The following is a 16480-nucleotide window of genomic DNA, read 5'->3' as shown; positions in this document are numbered from 1 at the left end:
GAAAGACTGGAATGGGCAGCTGATTATTTGGCAAAGAACGCCTGCCGAACCAAGCAGAGAAAATCGATACAGAACAGGACCTTGGAAGGCGTTTTAAAGGGGCTCAACGCTTAAGGTCCTGTACATGATGTCCATCTAACGCGACTCGGGATGACAGCCATGCTCCCATATTCTGGCGGCGGGAAACAGCCATGCCGAGACGCCGCGCGACAAGGGTCAGACCAGTCAGGGGTTTCACCAGAGGGCGAGCAGGGGTAAGCTGACCGACCGGTAGGCTCCTCGTCCACCACCAGATAATCCCTCTTGGCAACCACAGGATGTAACATGATCCGCAAGAATCCCTCCGGCCATCTGCCTGTCATCGACGAATCAGCCTATATCGACAAGACCGCTATCATCTGCGGCAAGGTAATCATCAAAGAGAATGTCTTCGTCGGCCCCTATGCGGTGATCCGCGCCGACGAGGTGGATGCCAACGGCGAGATGGAACCCATCGTCATCGGCGCCAACTCCAATATTCAGGATGGCGTGGTGATCCACTCCAAATCCGGCGCCGCCGTCACCATCGGCGAATACACCTCCATCGCCCACCGATCCATCGTCCACGGGCCGTGCGAAGTGGGGAACCGGGTCTTTATCGGTTTCAACAGCGTGCTGTTCAACTGCCATATCGGCGATGGCGCCGTGGTGCGTCACAACTCGGTGATCGATGGCTGCGATCTGCCGCCGGAGTTCTACGTCCCCTCCACCACTCGCATCAACCAGCAGAGCGACCTGACCCATATTCCGCGGGTCTCGGTAGATGCCGCCGAGTTCTCCGAGGACGTGGCCCACACCAATATCGATCTGGTCAAAGGGTACAAGGCGCTCTCCAACGAGTTCTAAGTCACCGCTTTACCAGAAAACAAAACGGGCGCCGAGGCGCCCGTTACTATTTCTGTCTCTGCTTATATCTGCGCGGATCAGGAGCACTTCTTCAGGCTGATATGCCAGTTGGCACCGGACTGCACCTGATGCTTGGCGGCGAAGCTGTCCATGTTCAGCGCCACCGACACCTGCAGCAGACTGTTGAGGTAGACCAGCGGCTGCCCTTCCGGCACATCGCCGAAGCTGCTGACGTAAGGCGCCTTGCCGTCATATTTGACCGCAGACCCTTCGCTGATCTTGATGCAGGCATTGTCACCCTTGTTGATCCCCGCCTTGGTCAGCTGGGTATCGTCGATGTTGGTCCAGACGTTGCCGTACTGCACATCAAGGATCGGGATGGTGCCCTTGAGAGTGCCATCCTTCTCGGCTATCGCAGGCTGATAGGGGATCTTCACCACCTCGGCAGGCAATTTCGGGCCCACCTGCTCGTAGCTGATGGCGCCGGAAGCGAGCCGCGCGCCGGTATAGGCGTACACATCACGGCCGTGGAAGGTGTAGGACTTCTCGGAACCCTTGAGCCGGTTGGTCTTCTCGTCGATCTGACGCACTGTGTCGATACCGAAGTGCTCCGCCACCAGGGTCAGAGTGCCGTTATCCGGGGTGACAATGTAGTGGCCGCTCTTGGTCTTGAGCACCACCGAGTGGCGATCGGTGCCCACGCCGGGATCAACCACGCTGACGAACACTGTGCCCTTGGGCCAGTACTGCAAGGTCTGGTAGAGGCGATAAGAGGCTTCCCAGATGTTGTAGGCCGGGATCTCGTGGGTCAGGTCATAGAGTGGCAGGGTGCGATCCACCCCGAAGGCGACCCCCTTCATGGCCGACACGGCGCCATCTTTCAGACCAAAATCGGTCTGGATCACCAGCGCTTCGTTGGCGGCGGCGATGCCGCTGGCCAGCATGAGGGCGAGCGCGATGGCACGGGGAGCGGTGCGAATATCCATATCTGAACTCCTGAATCATCTGAGGATAACGAAACGGCAACAGCCATTTAGACATCCAGACTGCCACCTATAGATTTTTTTGCAAGGGGTTTGCAACAAAGTGAGAGGCGACTCGCAGAAATTGTGCTCGCCAAACGGCGGCGGGGGAGGTATCAAAGGCAGAATGGGAAAACGTTTACAATACAGGAGCGCAGCACCATGACACAACCGGTACCGGAGATGATGACCCTGCTGCTGGAGATTGGTGAACAGAGCAGCCAGGTCTGGCTAAGTCAGCCCGAGGGGGCGCCATTGGCCATCCCGCTGGCCTTTGGCACTCACGCCATTCAGCCCGGGCCGTTTCGCCACGCGCCACCCACCCCGCTCGAACTGGAGCGGGCCATCATGGTGGTGGAAGATGAGCTGATGCGCATCGCCCCGCAGATCCCGCCCGGCTTGCAGCTGACCCTGCGCAGCCAGCCGTCACTGGCCGAAGTGCTGGGGGACAATGAACTGAGCCGGGATCTGGTGGAGCAAGCCTTTGGCCAGCTGGCCGCCATGGCGGAAGGGGATCCCCTCGCCGCCAGCTTGCTGCCCCGCGACGAACACTTTGCCGCCGTGCTGCTGATCGTCAGGGAGTGGCTGCACCATCTGGCCAGCGAGAGCGTGCTGATCGTGGAGTAAGGGTAAATAAGTGGTGAGGGCTTCAGCTTCTGGCAAGGGTTGTCGGTGGATCCTGTCGGAATTTCTTTCGCGTATACTTGGCTCACACGGCGCCCGCGTCCCCATCGGTACTGCACCCAGACACCTATGACCTTATTTTCAGGTAAACCCCCAGCCTTGCGCTTGCCACCGGCGCTTGCTCGCCAGTTCATCGTCAAAGTGCTCGGATTGGCCCTGCTCGCCCTGACCGGATTGGGCTGCGTCTTCTATTACACCTATCAGAGCCTGCGGCACGATATGGATCTCATCACCGCCAAGCAGAAGAACGTGTTCGAGGTCTTCTATCAGCGGGCCAAGATCCTCGAGGTGGAGAACATCACCAGCTATCTCGCCTACCAGCGGTCGCTGGAGTCCCCCAACCACCTCGTACGCAACAAGCCGAACACCAACTACCTCTATGGCTACGACCTGAGAAGCAAATACCGCTTTGCCGATATTCCGTTGCAATACCCGGCCGCCAATATCCTCAACACCTTCCGCTATGCCCTCTCCTACCCGGAGGTGATCAATATCTACACCATCTGGAATGACTACCGGCTGATCGGCATGGTGGCCGACAACAATGTGCTGCCCACCAGACTGGCGCCGATCAAGGTGGATCTGATGACACTGCCCGCCTGGTATCACTACTTCGGTTGCGCCAGCTTTGCCCCCGGCCGCCCCTTGTGCAGCGCCGATGAGGCCTTTGTCTCCGATATCGAGATCGACAGCTTCAGCATGCGCAACACCATAGTGATGTACTTCCCCTTCATCCATCAGTCGGGGCGCGGCGGTTACAAATACGGACTGCTCGGTATCGATATCGCCGTCGATGAAGCATTTAACGATGTGCTGCGACCCTTCGACACCATCAACCCGACCCGCACCAACATATCATTTGAAGCCGCCGAGCCCTGCAGCCCGAGGCATCTCTGCCTGAGCAAACCCTTTATGCGCACCAAGGCGGGGGATGATCTCTATCTGAAGTGGTCCTACAGCTGGTTCGATTTCGTCAAGCTGGCCCTGCAAAGTGCGGCCTTCAAGGTCTATCTCATCGTGCTGTTGCTGGGCATGGTGGCCTGGAAGCAGATCTACCTGCGGCTGCGCACCCTGGCGCACACCGACCACCTGACCCGGCTGCCACGCCGGGATGTGCTCTGCCAGAGTCTGCTCCATGAGCACGACTACCTGATGATCCTCGATATCGACAACTTCAAGTCGATCAACGACACCTATGGCCATAGCGTCGGGGATCTGGCACTGGTCGCCTTTGCCCGCCACCTCAGAAGCAATATCCGCAAGGTGGATAGCGCCATCCGTTGGGGCGGCGAGGAGTTTATCGTGCTGTTCAAGGGGATGGAGGATGACGAGATGATGATCCACTCCGCTGGTCGCCTGCTGGATCGGCCATTGGGGATCCCCGAGCTGCCCACTCCCATCACCTTCTCCGCCGGGGTGATCCGCATTCGCGACTACCTCACCGTCACCGAGGCGGTGCATCTGGCCGATGAGCTGCTCTACCACGTCAAACAGCACGGCAAGCACAATATCGCCTGCTACGAGGGCAAGACGATCCGGCTGATCCGCCCGTTGCCGGACGACGCAGAGGCATAGCCGCCTTCTGCCGCGCCCCCTGCTTCTGTTACCATCGCGGCCACGATGATTGTGTCGTTGTGGCCGCTGGCCGCGATAACCCCATACTGGTGCCCTCTATGTCTATTGCCTCATTCGCCAAACTGGCCCTCTCCCCCCATCTGCAGCAGACCCTGACCGAGCTCGGCTATGCCGCGCCGACCCCCATTCAGGCCCGCGCCATCCCCACCATTCTGGCGGGACAGGATCTGATGGCGGGCGCCCAGACCGGCACCGGCAAGACCGCCGCCTTTGTGCTGCCGCTGCTGGAGCAGCTGCTGCAACACCCGGCGAGCGACACCGCCCGCCCGATCCGTGCGCTAGTGCTGGTGCCGACCCGCGAGCTGGCGGTGCAGGTCGCCGAGAGTGTGGCGCGCTACGGCCAAGGCACCGGTCTCACCAGCACCCTGGTCTACGGCGGGGTGAGTATCGCGGCGCAGGTCGAAGCGCTGAAAAACGGCGTGGATCTGCTGATCGCTACCCCGGGCCGCCTGCTCGACCATCTGCGTCAGGGAGCCTTAAGTCTGGCGGCGCTGCGCCATCTGGTATTTGACGAAGCGGACCGCATGCTCGACATGGGCTTTATGGACGAGATCAAGGCGCTGCTGAAACAGATCCCGGCGGATCGCCAGACCCTGCTCTTCTCCGCCACCTGCGACGACAACCTGTTTGCCTTGAGCAAGGTGCTGCTGCGTGACCCCGAACTGATCGAAGTGGCCCCGCGCAACACCACGGCGGCCGAGGTGGAGCAGCGGGTCTACACGGTGGACAGCGACCGCAAGCTGGCGCTGGTCGAACATATGCTGAAAGTGAAAGGGTGGGCGCCGATGCTGATCTTCAGCCGCACTCGGCAGGGGGCCGACAAGTTGGCCCAGCAGCTCGGCAAGGCGGGCATCAATGCGCTGGCCTTCCATGGCGATCTGTCGCAAAGCGCGCGGGAAAAAGTGCTGCTGGAGTTTCGCGCCGGCACCTTGCAGGCGCTGGTCGCCACCGATGTGGCGGCCCGCGGCCTCGATATCACGGATCTCAACTACGTGATTAACCTCGAGTTCCCGTTTGTGGCGGAGGATTACGTCCACCGCATCGGTCGCACCGGCCGCGCTGGCAACAAGGGGCTCGCCATCACATTGTTCAGCCCGGAAGATGCGCCGCTGCTGGAGAAGGTGGAAGCGGTACTCGACACTCGCCTGCCCCAGCAGTGGTTCCCCGGTTTTGAGCCGGATCTGACCCGCTTCGAGCCCGAGCCACGCCGCAGCAGTAAGGCGGCCCAGAAGCAGCGCGCCAGAAAGCAGGCGCTCGCTGGCAACAAGGGTGGCAAGGGCAAGCGTTAAGCCGCTCCTGCGCCGCCAACAAAAAACGCCCACTCGGGCGTTTTTTGTTATCTGACAGGGGCCAGCTCTTGGCGAGTAGCAACCTAGCGGGTCGCCAGCACCAGTGGCAGGGATCGCAAGATCTGCCGCTCTGCCAGGGTCGAGAGGATAAACATCACCATATAACCGAGGCCCAGCGCCACGATAATCGCCACCACGTTGGCGGTGAACTCGGCCACCAGATAGTAGGCGGCAACCAGCGCCACTATGCCAGCCAGCCGGATCAGCAAACTCTGGGTAAAGTGACCGTGAGCCTTGATATAGGCGAGCTGATAGCCGTTAAGCATCATAAAGATAAAGAAGATGGAGAAGTGGAACAGCACGGGCACCGCCCCCACGTAGTCGGCGGGGAAGAACAGCAACACCAGCTGCTTGCCCGCCAGCAGCATCAAGCCAAAGAAGGCCAGACTGACGATGGCGGAGAGACGGAAGATCCAGCGCCGGATCATCCTTATCTGGCGATGATCGCCATTGCGCAGATTGACCGCCAGCTCAGGCAGCACAAAGCGGTAGATGGGGAAGACAAACAAGGTGGTCATATAGGTGAAGATGGGGCGCACCACCACCTGAAAATCCCCCAGCTCGTCGATGCTGAAGTGGCGGATGGTGAGCAGCACAGTGATGTAAATCATCAGGATACTGGCCCCCGCCTCCAGCGAGGCGGTAAAGCTCTTCTTCACATAGCTCACCATCTCGGGGCCGAGCGCCACCTTGGCGAGCGGCCTGGTGGCGATGGCCCGGCGGCGCGAAACATACATATAACCGGCGATGGCGAGCGACGAGAAGGTCAGCCCGTAGAAGAGCGAGGCAAGTGCATCCATCCCGAGCCCAAAGTAACAGGCCATAAACAGCAGACCGTTGGCCAGCGGCTCCAGCCAGGTGACCCGGTTGGAGAGCTGATACATCCGGTACATGGCCACCAGATTGGTGAAGTAGACCTTGAGCCCCAGCCCGAAGATAACCCCCACCAGTTGCAGATACTCCACCCGGATATGGAGCCCGTGCTTGATATAGGGGATCACCGCCCCCCAGGTGAGCAGCACGATGCCAATCAGGAAGTAGCGAAAGATATTGATGATGTCCCGATCGTTTTTGGTCTGGGAGTAACTCACCACCATGGAGGAGCGAAAACCTGTCATCAGGATAAAAGAGAGGGAGATCAAATCCACCACGCTGTTGAACAGCGCCAGCTCCCCCTTGGCGACCCACTGCGCCAGCCACACCTTGAAGGCGAAGCCGATAACGATGCTGACCAGCGAGGCCCACATCCCGGTGATAAAGGCCTGCTTGAGGCGCGCGAGAGAGGCGTATTGCATAACGAAAATGGATGACTTTCAAAAAATGACAGAACGCCATCTTATGAAAGCCTCCCTCCCTTGAACAGCCTTAATCTCGCCGTGCCAACCCCGCAATAAGTGGCCGCAGAAAAGCCGCAACAGCAAAACCCCCGCTTATTTCCTGAAAGCGGGCGTTTTGTGGTGTGCCGTTATGGCTGCTGATTGCAGCGATGGCACGGCTTGCTGCCAGTCTGTCGCGCAACCCTTATGACTGCGGCACTGCCTTGATCAGCTCTTCATAGTGATCAATCAGCTCGGGGCCATGCAGCGGCGAATCGTGACCGCCGATCACCGTCTTGATCGGCAGCTTCATCGCTTTCAGCCGCTCGATGGTCTGCGGATACTCCTTCACATTGGCAAAGCTCAGGTTGCCCAGCTTCTCCTTGAGGATGCAGTTGCCATAGAGCACCTGCTGGTCGGGGAAGTAGACAAAGATGCCGTCCGGCGTATGGGCCGGGCCCGCGTAGAAGGCGCGCACCTTGCCCTCTTGCAGCTTGAAGTCACCATCGTGCACCACGTTCGGCAGCACCAGCGGCAGATCCGGGTACTCCGGCAGCCCCTTGCGGGTAAAGGCGACAATCTCGGCCCAGTCGCTCTTCATCAGATCCTGGGTCTGGCGCGTCGCCACCACCTTGGCCCCGATAGACTTCCAGTAGGCGTTACCCCCTGCCCGGTCGGTGTGGTAGTTGGTGTTGATCACCTCCAGCACCGGCTTGCTGCTGACTCTTTTTATCAGCTTGTGCAGCTCGCGGGCGGTATCCGGCGTCCAGGTCGCCCCCACCACCGTCACCCCCTTGGCCCCGAAATAGACCATGGAGTTCTCTTTGACGTAGTAGTTATCTTCAACAACATAGACAGGGCCGCTCACCTGCTTGAGTTCGATCCCCGCAGCCCGCACGCTGCCGCCCCAGAAACTCGCCATCAGCACCACGGCACCGGCCAATCCACACTTCATCCAACCTTTCATCATCTTGCTCCCTCGAACCAACCGCCCCCTCGCCACCCCTGTGGCAAGCTGGGCCTTTTAAGCAGTGAGCAGAAGATACGGGGGATTTGTGAGGGGAAAATGAGGTTGTGTGAAGTCTGGGTGAAGTCAGGGGGAAGTCAGGGAAAAGTCCGGAAAAATCGGCAGCGACCTCCTGTTCGCGAACGTCCGAATACGCTTCGCTATTCGGATATATGGTCTTAATCTAAGCCTCTATCTTATATGATTCACATCGACCACTCACACAAAGGTTTCATTCAAAGCTCAGGCAAGGTTACACTAGACAGACTTAAGTGAGATTTATAAACTTTATTAACAAATTAAATGTGATTTAAATATGAAAGAAATTTTCAACGACTTTGTAAACGGCAACGCAACTACAAAACTGTCAATAATATCGAATGTATCAACAATTCTTGGAGTATCTGTAGCTACCTTTGTTGCTGGACCATTTCTCAGTAAATTTGCAGAGATGGAGTTTATTGTAAGCGATTTCATTATCGCAATAACATTTTACTTCATTTATTTATGGCTGGCAGCTAGCACCATTTACTTTTCAATAAAAGAGTTAATCAATAGTGCGCGCAATAGAAACACATCAGATATAATAACAAAAACCATTCAGCTTTTATTCATTATGTGGGCGGCCATCGTTATATTCCCACACGCAAAATATTACACCGGGAACATTTTCAACACTAGTTATCTTTTACCTCCCCCTGCAAAAAAGGCTATATCAGGCTTATCGAAGATAAAAGTAGATGAAAATGATTCAAACATTACAGTGCAAGGTGAAATTATATTTAATAAGGGCATGAACGGTTCTGATTATGAGCTAGTGCTTTATAAAAAAAATGACGCTGGGGTTTATACACCAGTAGAGATGTCTAACCGTGAAGATTCATTCCGACTAAGTCAGAACGGTCAATTTACAATGCCTTTCGATACTCGTTACAATAAAATTAATGATCCTGCATTGGTTATCTATAGATCAGCAGACTGGTCGCTAACTACTTATATGACCTCACAACAGGGATACCCTGAAGGAATGACTCAATTACCATCTTCGGAAATGGATGATCTCGATGCTTATGTTTTTTTCCTAAAGCACAAACCAACTCATATTAAATAGATATTTAACCACTAGTTTCAAAACTATTAACTATGAATTATCTCTTATAGAAGCTTACCCAAGCTGTGTAGCAAAAATGTTACCACTTCCAATATCGTTTCTCATGAGGCACCTACTGTATACCCAAGGATCCACCATTGATGGTGATAATCTTTAATTAGCTGACGATACAAGCATGAGTAATAAATAAGCACAAGATACGAACCAGACAACATAGGCAATAAAAACCACCCGCATAACGGGTGGTTTTTTTATTCTCTCAGAATGACTCAGAGAGATTTAACTCACACCAACAGTCAAACCAACGGCGGCGTGCGCGGCGGCACCATACGCTTGCTGCCAGTGGATTCGAAGGCCGAGGCGAAGCGCAGCAGGTTGTTGTCGTCATAGGCGCGACCGGCGAAGGTCAGGCCCACCGGCATACCGATATCGGCCATCACCCCCATGGGGACGGTGACAGTCGGCACGCCGAGGTGGCGAATGGCGAGGTTGCCGTTGGCAACCCAGATGCCGTTGCTCCAGGCGATATCGGCGGAGGCCGGATTCACATCCGCATCAGCCGGGGCTACGTCGGCGACGGTCGGGAACAGCACGGCATCGAGCTTGAGCCCGTCCATCCAGTCCTCCAGATCCAGCTTGCGGGTCTTCTCCAGGCCGCGCAGGCCGTCCGGCACCGATGCAATCTCGTCAAAACGCTTGAGGCCGCGCTTGGCCATATTGACGTACTCATCCATGCCCGCCGCCAGATCGCCCTCGCGGTTCGGCAGGGTGCCCGGATCATGGGGGAAGATCTTGGGCCCATCGACGTCCTCAAGCTTATTAAGTTTGGGATCGCCATTGGCACGCAGGAAGTCGTCGAACGCCCAGCCGGAGAGCTCCCACAGCTCGTCGTTGAGAAACTCCGGGCTCACGATGCCGCGATTGAACACAGTCGGCGCGCCGGGTCTGTCCCCTTCGCAGTTGGAGACCAGCGGGAAGTCCACTTCGATGACTTCCGCGCCAGCGGCCTCCAGCGCCTTGCGTGCGTCTTCCCACAGGGCGATCACGGTCTCGCGGGTATGGATGCGCTGACCGGTCGGGCCGCCGATACCGGGGTTTTCGCTGGTGCCGGCCAGTTCATCCTTGTTGATAAACATGCGCGGCACGCCGAGGCGCTTGCCCTTGAGGGCATCGGCCTTGGCAGCCAGTTCCAGATAGGAAGCCGGACGCACCTCGGACGCCTTGGGCAGCTGCACCCAGGGCTGCATGCGCCACAGATCGCCACGGGTGTCGGCATCGTCAGCCACGACTACGTCGAGCACTTCCAGCAGATCGTTCATGGTGCGGGCATAGGGCACCACCACATCCATGGTCGGAGTCAGCGGCCAGTTGCCGCGCACCGAGATGACGCCACGGGACGGGGTATAGGCGCACAGGCCGTTGTTGGAGGCAGGGCCACGGCCGCTCGACCAGGTCTCTTCCGCCAGACCAAAAGCGGAGAAGCTGGCGGCGGTGGCAGTACCGGCGCCGTTGGAAGAGCCGGAGGCAAACGGCGCGGTCAGGTAGTCGGCGTTGTAGGGGCTCTCGGCACGGCCATAGACACCGCGCTGCATGCCGCCATTGGCCATCGGCGGCATATTGGTTTTGCCAAGGCAGATGGCACCGGCGGCGCGCAGGCGCTCAACGGTAAAGGCATCGCGCTGGGCCACCAAATCCTTGAAGGCCGGGCTGCCGGAGGCGGCAGTCAGCCCCTTGACCAGATAGCTGTCTTTGGCGGTGTAGGGGATGCCATCGAGCGGCCCCAGGGTCTCGCCACGAGCGCGGCGGGCATCGGAAGCCTCGGCCTCTTTCAGCGCATCGGGATTGGCGACTACCAAGGCGTTGAGTTTGGTGGCAGTCTCGGGGCCGTTGTAAGCCTCGATACGGGCCAGATAGGCCTTGACCAGTTCGACCGCTGTGGTGCGGCCTGATTCGAGCGCGGCACGCAGCTCGGCAATGGAAACTTCGGTCACTTCGATCATGGGGATCTCCTGTAAAAGGGTGACTGTTTGTCATGATGATCGCCGCATCAGCGCCGGCGACCATCACACTATCAAGGGATAAAACCCCACGGCGTGGGGTTTTGAATACCAGCAGGAACCGGTTCTTATTTCCCTGAGGGGATTTGCTGAGTAATGCAGTGAATATTGCCACCGCCCAGCAGGATCTCGCGGGCCGGCACGCCGATCACTGTGTGGTCGGGGAAGATCTCTTCCAGAATGCGCTGGGCTTCGCCATCGGTGGCGGCATCCAGCAGCGGGTAGACGATGCGATCGTTGGTGATCAGGAAGTTCACGTAGGAACCGGCCAGACGGCCTTCTGCCTCGCGCGGCACACCGCTGCCGCTCTCGACACCGGCAGACTCCTCTTCAGTGCAGTAGAGCGGGCCCGGCTGGGGCAGCTTCCACACTTTCAGCTTGCGACCCTTGGCATCGACCGCCGCTTCCAGCACCTTGAGGGCGGCTACGGAGCGGGCGTACTGGGGATCGTTCTGATCGTCAGTCCAGTGCAGGGCCACTTCACCCGGACGCACGAAGCAGCACATGTTGTCGATGTGGCCGTCGGTTTCGTCCATGTAGACGCCTTCGTCCAGCCAGATAAAGCTGGTGACGCCCAGATAGTCGCGCAGGTGAGCTTCGATCTGCTCTTTGGTCAGGTGCGGGTTGCGGTTTTCGTTGAGCAGGCACTCGGCGGTGGTCAGGCAGGTACCTTCGCCATCGACGTGGATGGAGCCCCCTTCCAGAATCAGCGGCGCGTCGTAACGAGCCATGCCGTGCTGGGCCAGCATCTGGGCTGCCACTTCCTCATCCTGATTCCACGGGTAGTAGAGACCGCCCTTGTGACCGCCCCAGGCGTTGAAGCCCCAATCCACCCCACGGCACTCGCCGGCAGCGTTGGTGACGATGGTCGGGCCGGTATCGCGGGCCCAGCAGTCATCGCTGTCCATTTCGACCAGGGTGACGTGGGCGGGCATGATGGCGCGGGCCTGCTCCATAAACTGGGCCGGTACACCCATAAAGACCGGGGTGGCGCCACCGATGGCATCGGCCACCTTGGCGAAGGTCTCTTGCGCGAAGCGACCGGCTACGCGCCAGTTGTCCGGGCGAAACGGCCAGATCATCCAGACGGCCTGCTGGTGCGCCCACTCGGCGGGCATGGTGAAGCCGTCGGCGGCCGGCGTGGAATGAATGGTCTTGATGCTCATCGCAAGGCTCCTTGCATGGATTGAGGCCCCCGTTTACGCCAGATGCGGCGCGGGAACCCGGAAAAATAAGAGTGGGTCGCAGATTAAGACGTTGCGCCCCCATCCATCAAATGAATAGGATGGATTGTCCCATAAACACGGCGAATAATCCCCCCCATGAAACTGCACCAGCTCGACCTCAATCTGCTGCTCGCCTTTGACGCCCTGATGACGCAAGGCAGCGTCACCCGCGCCGCCGAGGCACTCTTTATCAGCCAGCCCGCCATGAGCCATGCGCTCAACCGGTTGCGTACCTTTATCGGCGACCCGCTGCTGGTACGCACCCCGCAGGGGATGCTGCCGACCCCGCGCGCCCAGCGGCTGCATCTCGGGGTGCAGCAGGCGCTGCGGCTGCTGGAGCAGCAGCTCAGCGAAGAAGAGGAGTTCGAGCCGAGCCAGTCAAAGCGGCGCTTCGTGCTCTGCACCACCGATTACGTGGAGTGCGTGCTGATCCCGCCGCTAATCCAGCGCCTCAGACGGCTGGCGCCGGGGGTCACCATCGAGATCCGCATCCTGCGCGACACCCTGCCGGAGGCGGAGCTGGCGAGCGGCGAGATCGATCTGGTGCTGGGGTTTGACGAGTACATGCAGGTGCCGGGGTATCTGGGCAAGGAGACCTGGCTCACCGAGCCGCTGGCCGGGCTGGTGCGCGCCGATCTGCCGATTGCCAAATCGGCCCCCGCTGGTGCCGAGGATGATCCCTCCCAGTGGATGGAGCGCATCACCTTGCAGCAGCTGATCGCCATGCCCCATGTGTTCCACTCGCCCCTTGGCACCTCGGAGGCGAGCCTCGACCGCTATCTGAAGAGTCAGGGCTTTGGCCGCACTATCTCGGTCAACAGCCAGAGCTATATGTCCGCCGCCGCCATCGTCAGCCAGAGCGATCACCTCTTGGTGCTGCCCAGCATGGTGGCCGAGCTGCTCGCCACCCACTGGCCGCTGAAAAGCCTGCCGCTGCCCGAAGACGTGCCGGATTATCACCTCAACTGCGTCTGGCACCCCGTGCATGCCCAGCAACCCGCACTGGTATGGCTGAAAGATTTAATGAAAGAGCTGGTGGGGCCGAGGTAAGGCCGCTGCGTCTGGCATACCCCATCGCCACGCGCAGCAACCCGCGCTGGTATGGCTGAAAGATTTGATGAAAGAGCTGGTGGGGCCGAGGTAAACACTCTTCCCTCCGAAATTGGCTGGGATCACCAACCGACCCACTAAAAAACACTTGCTGACGGAGCATGTGGCCCAAACAGAACCTCGATCAATTCCCTCTCCCTTTGGGAGAGGGTTAGGGTGAGGGCGGCTCCCTCCCCCTCATCCCCAGCCCTTCTCCCGCAAGGGGAGAAGGGAGCCGTTACGCTACAACTTGCAACATCGCGGACAGCCAATCAGCCTGGCTATTCCCAATACATTCAAAAACTTATCGTCATCTGCTTATCATCCAACCCAGCTGACTCCGCTCGAATCCGGCAATGAGCACTGGGTGAACAACCAAATCCCGACAGCACCTCGATCAGTCCCCTCTCCCTTTGGGAGAGGGTTAGGGTGAGGGCAGCTCTTAGCTCCTGCTCCCCTCATCCCCAGCCCTTCTCCCACAAGGGGAGAAGGGCGCCGTTACGCTACAACTTGCAGCATCGCAGACAACCAGTCAGCCAGGCGATTCCCAATAAATTCGCAAAGTTATCGCCATCTGCCATCTGCTTATCACCCAATCCGGCTGACTCCGCTCGAATCCGGCAATGAATACGGTGGTGATCAACCAAATCCCGACAGCACCTCGATCAGTCCCCTCTCTCTTTGGGAGAGGGCTAGGGTGAGGGGACGCAATATTCAACCGGTAAACACCAGGGAAGCTGGCTATATCTATAGGGCCAAACAGAACTGGAGCCCTTTATGGAAAGCAACCGCTTTGCCAAGCGACTGAGACGTGATGCCACGCAGGCAGAGCAGAAACTGTGGCAACAGTTGCGCAATCGCCGTCTGGCGGGAGTGAAATTTCGCCGCCAAATGCCAATCGGTCCCTATGTGGTGGATTTCATCTGCCTTGAACAGGGATTGGTCATCGAAGTGGATGGCTCGCAACATGGCGAGCATGTTAACCAAACACATGACGAGGCTCGAACGGCCTATCTCAATCAACAGGGATTTCAGGTGATAAGGGTGTGGAATAACGATGTGCTGGGCAGGCTCAATGCAGTGCTGGATTTTATCCAGCTCTCATTACGTCAGGCTGATTGACCCTTCTCCCCTCAATGCACAAAGTGAAAACGGGAGAAGGGGAAACACAATCCAGTGCCTACTTACGCCCGCAGGGCCCGCATCAGCTGGGCGACTACGTCATCGAGCAGGGGGCGGTCGGGGCGGCACTGGGCGAAGGTGACCAGACCTTGCAGGTTGATCAACAGCAGGGCGGTGAGGGTGCGGATATTGCTATCCGGGGCCAGCTCGCCCTTTGCCTGCGCCTGCGTCAGCAACTCGGCCAGATCCTGCTCCAGCTCACCATAGATGACCTTGACCCGCTGGGTCAGCTCCTCATCCTGCTCGCTCAACTCCATCATGGTGCGGGTCACCAGACAGGAGCCGCAGAGCGCCTCCCCCACAATCCGGTCGAGATAGGCCGCAAGGCCCGCCAGCGGGCTCGGGTTGTCGAGCAAGGAGCGGCGCAGGGTGCGTTTACCCTCGACATAGTGATCCACCGCCGCCAGCAGCAGGCCACGCTTGTTGCCAAAGGCGCCGTAGATGCTGCCCGGGTGCAGGCCGGTGGCTGCCACCAGCTCCTGCATGGTGGTCTTGGCGTATCCCTTGGCGCGAAACGCTTCCATGGCATTTCGCAGCACCTCGTCCCGATCAAACTCGGCTATGCGCATGGTTCCTCCCGTGGGAAATGATTCACCGGCAAGGGGCAACAAGGCCCGCCGATAAAGAGTGGCTGGAAAGGGCGGCAAGTTTACCCCAGCCGCCCGCTCGGGCCAACCTTCTTGAACGCGCATTCAAAAAAAGCTTGCACCCGACGCAAAAAACGTCTTGAATGCACGTTCAAGAATAACCCGTCTAGGACAACCTATCATGAATACCCTGTTTCAGCCGTATCGCCTTAATGACACTCTGACCCTGGCCAACCGCTTCATGATGGCCCCGCTCACCCGCTGCATGGCAGGCCCAGGTCTGGTGCCGACCGAGCAGATGGCTGCCTATTATGCTCGCCGTGCCGACATCGGCCTGATTATTTCCGAGGCCGTCATCATTCGCCCCGACGCGCAGGGCTACCCCAATACCCCGGGCCTGTTCACCCAGGATCAGATCGATGGCTGGAAGAAAGTGACCAGCGCCGTGCACGCCAAGGGCGGCAAGATCTTCGCCCAGCTGTGGCACGTCGGTCGTCTCTCCCACCCCTTCTTCCATCAAGGCGAAGTGCTGGCCCCCTCTGCCGTGGCCCATGAGGGCACTGTGCCCCGCATGCGCGAGCTGACCTATCTGGTGCCACGCGCCCTGACCGAAGCAGACATCACCCAACTGGTAGAGGATTACGCGACTGCAGGTGCCAACGCCATCGAGGCCGGTTTTGACGGGGTGGAGATCCACGGAGCCAACGGCTACCTCATCGATCAGTTCCTGCACCACTCCACCAACCTGCGTACCGACAACTACGGTGGCAGCCCGGAGAAGATGAGCCGCTTCGCGCTGGAAGTGGTCGATGCCATCAGCGCCCGTATCGGCGGTGATCGGGTTGGCATTCGCCTCTCCCCGGGTGCCTATGTCCATCTGGCAGGCAGCCCGGAAGATCGCGCCGTGTTCGACCATCTGCTGGGCAAGCTCAACGATCGCCCGCTGGCCTATATCCACCTCGGCATCTTTGATGACAACCTCACCTTCGATTATCTGGGTGGCCGCGCCTCCGACTATCTGCGCGCCAACTACAAGGGCAATCTGGTCGGGGTGGGCAACTACGACGCCGAGCGCGCCGCCGTGGCCATTGAGGCCAACCGCTTCGATCTGGTAGCAATCGGTCGTCCGCTCATCGCCAACCCGGACTATCTCGACAAGGTTAAAAATGGAGAAGCGCTGGTGCCCTACGCCGACACCATGCTGGCTGAGCTGGTATAACCGCACCGCCATCGCCAGACGACAGGCAATAAAAAACGAGGGGAGCTGTTGCTCCCCTCGTGCTATCTACTTGTTCTACCGTTCAGCCATTTTTTGCCATCACGGCAACCTT

At 58.6% G+C, this 16480-nt stretch carries 14 protein-coding genes; 8 read left to right on the top strand and 6 right to left on the bottom strand.

The genetic code is table 11. The features are described 5' to 3' along the window. Positions 1-324: 324 nt before the first annotated feature. Positions 325-885 (top strand): gamma carbonic anhydrase family protein, encoded by a 561-nt coding sequence (locus BN4575_RS07445; protein ID WP_005343397.1) that lies wholly within the window; start codon positions 325-327, stop codon positions 883-885. Positions 886-962: 77 nt separating this feature from the next. On the opposite strand, the gene BN4575_RS07440 is transcribed toward BN4575_RS07445, so the two are convergent. Continuing rightward, positions 963-1871: an SAM hydrolase/SAM-dependent halogenase family protein gene (locus BN4575_RS07440; protein ID WP_068977734.1), complete on the bottom strand. Its 909-nt coding sequence runs from the start codon at positions 1869-1871 to the stop codon at positions 963-965. A 198-nt stretch (positions 1872-2069) separates the two neighbouring features. On the opposite strand from BN4575_RS07440, the gene BN4575_RS07435 reads away from it, so the two are divergent. From BN4575_RS07435 to BN4575_RS07425, 3 genes are all read left to right on the top strand, one after another. Beyond that, a complete protein-coding gene (locus BN4575_RS07435; RefSeq protein WP_042021474.1) occupies positions 2070-2534 on the top strand; it encodes a hypothetical protein in 465 nt (154 codons plus the stop codon). 156 nt (positions 2535-2690) lie between these two features. After that, entirely contained in the window at positions 2691-4166 is a 1476-nt protein-coding gene (locus BN4575_RS07430) for a GGDEF domain-containing protein (RefSeq protein WP_068977733.1), read from the top strand. 98 nt (positions 4167-4264) lie between these two features. Next, positions 4265-5515, top strand: coding sequence for a DEAD/DEAH box helicase (locus tag BN4575_RS07425; RefSeq protein WP_068977732.1), 1251 nt, complete (start codon positions 4265-4267; stop codon positions 5513-5515). Positions 5516-5598: 83 nt separating this feature from the next. On the opposite strand, the gene BN4575_RS07420 is transcribed toward BN4575_RS07425, so the two are convergent. After that, positions 5599-6870: a lipopolysaccharide biosynthesis protein gene (locus tag BN4575_RS07420; RefSeq protein WP_068977731.1), complete on the bottom strand. Its 1272-nt coding sequence runs from the start codon at positions 6868-6870 to the stop codon at positions 5599-5601. 226 nt (positions 6871-7096) lie between these two features. Then, complete coding sequence (locus BN4575_RS07415; RefSeq protein ID WP_083221013.1) at positions 7097-7861, bottom strand: CphA family subclass B2 metallo-beta-lactamase; 765 nt, start codon at positions 7859-7861, stop codon at positions 7097-7099. Between the two features lie 352 nt (positions 7862-8213). Between BN4575_RS07415 and BN4575_RS07410 the strand changes: the two genes are divergently transcribed. Continuing rightward, entirely contained in the window at positions 8214-9008 is a 795-nt protein-coding gene (locus BN4575_RS07410; RefSeq protein WP_068977729.1) for a hypothetical protein, read from the top strand. Between the two features lie 296 nt (positions 9009-9304). Here BN4575_RS07410 and BN4575_RS07405 read toward each other — a convergent pair whose 3' ends face one another. Both BN4575_RS07405 and aguA read right to left on the bottom strand, forming a co-directional pair. Next, complete coding sequence (locus tag BN4575_RS07405; RefSeq protein WP_068977728.1) at positions 9305-11008, bottom strand: amidase; 1704 nt, start codon at positions 11006-11008, stop codon at positions 9305-9307. Positions 11009-11133: 125 nt separating this feature from the next. Continuing rightward, entirely contained in the window at positions 11134-12231 is a 1098-nt protein-coding gene (gene aguA / locus BN4575_RS07400; RefSeq protein WP_068977727.1) for an agmatine deiminase, read from the bottom strand. A gap of 156 nt (positions 12232-12387) precedes the next feature. Here aguA and BN4575_RS07395 point away from each other — a divergent pair, with 156 nt between their 5' ends. Next, entirely contained in the window at positions 12388-13341 is a 954-nt protein-coding gene (locus BN4575_RS07395; protein WP_068977726.1) for a LysR family transcriptional regulator, read from the top strand. A gap of 816 nt (positions 13342-14157) precedes the next feature. Continuing rightward, a complete protein-coding gene (locus BN4575_RS07390; RefSeq protein WP_068977725.1) occupies positions 14158-14502 on the top strand; it encodes an endonuclease domain-containing protein in 345 nt (114 codons plus the stop codon). Positions 14503-14564: 62 nt separating this feature from the next. Here BN4575_RS07390 and BN4575_RS07385 read toward each other — a convergent pair whose 3' ends face one another. Further along, complete coding sequence (locus BN4575_RS07385) at positions 14565-15131, bottom strand: TetR/AcrR family transcriptional regulator (RefSeq protein WP_068977724.1); 567 nt, start codon at positions 15129-15131, stop codon at positions 14565-14567. Positions 15132-15330: 199 nt separating this feature from the next. Between BN4575_RS07385 and BN4575_RS07380 the strand changes: the two genes are divergently transcribed. Beyond that, a complete protein-coding gene (locus BN4575_RS07380) occupies positions 15331-16368 on the top strand; it encodes an alkene reductase (RefSeq protein WP_068977723.1) in 1038 nt (345 codons plus the stop codon). The last annotated feature ends 112 nt before the right edge of the window (positions 16369-16480 follow it).

It is taken from the genome of Aeromonas sp. EERV15 (assembly GCF_900079845.1).
Taxonomy (GTDB): Bacteria; Pseudomonadota; Gammaproteobacteria; order Enterobacterales; family Aeromonadaceae; genus Aeromonas; species Aeromonas sobria.
The sequence above is the reverse complement of the archived record's forward strand: the minus strand, read 5'-3'. Positions and strand labels throughout refer to the sequence as shown.

Bases quoted from the DNA above. Each gene is read 5' to 3' on its own strand.
- BN4575_RS07445 (WP_005343397.1), top strand. From the start codon at position 325: ATGATCCGCAAGAATCCCTCCGGCCATCTGCCTGTCATCGACGAATCA.
- BN4575_RS07440 (WP_068977734.1), bottom strand. From the start codon at position 1,871: ATGGATATTCGCACCGCTCCCCGTGCCATCGCGCTCGCCCTCATGCTG.
- BN4575_RS07435 (WP_042021474.1), top strand. From the start codon at position 2,070: ATGACACAACCGGTACCGGAGATGATGACCCTGCTGCTGGAGATTGGT.
- BN4575_RS07425 (WP_068977732.1), top strand. From the start codon at position 4,265: ATGTCTATTGCCTCATTCGCCAAACTGGCCCTCTCCCCCCATCTGCAG.
- BN4575_RS07420 (WP_068977731.1), bottom strand. From the start codon at position 6,870: ATGCAATACGCCTCTCTCGCGCGCCTCAAGCAGGCCTTTATCACCGGG.
- BN4575_RS07415 (WP_083221013.1), bottom strand. From the start codon at position 7,861: ATGATGAAAGGTTGGATGAAGTGTGGATTGGCCGGTGCCGTGGTGCTG.
- BN4575_RS07410 (WP_068977729.1), top strand. From the start codon at position 8,214: ATGAAAGAAATTTTCAACGACTTTGTAAACGGCAACGCAACTACAAAA.
- BN4575_RS07405 (WP_068977728.1), bottom strand. From the start codon at position 11,008: ATGATCGAAGTGACCGAAGTTTCCATTGCCGAGCTGCGTGCCGCGCTC.
- aguA (WP_068977727.1), bottom strand. From the start codon at position 12,231: ATGAGCATCAAGACCATTCATTCCACGCCGGCCGCCGACGGCTTCACC.
- BN4575_RS07395 (WP_068977726.1), top strand. From the start codon at position 12,388: ATGAAACTGCACCAGCTCGACCTCAATCTGCTGCTCGCCTTTGACGCC.
- BN4575_RS07390 (WP_068977725.1), top strand. From the start codon at position 14,158: ATGGAAAGCAACCGCTTTGCCAAGCGACTGAGACGTGATGCCACGCAG.
- BN4575_RS07385 (WP_068977724.1), bottom strand. From the start codon at position 15,131: ATGCGCATAGCCGAGTTTGATCGGGACGAGGTGCTGCGAAATGCCATG.
- BN4575_RS07380 (WP_068977723.1), top strand. From the start codon at position 15,331: ATGAATACCCTGTTTCAGCCGTATCGCCTTAATGACACTCTGACCCTG.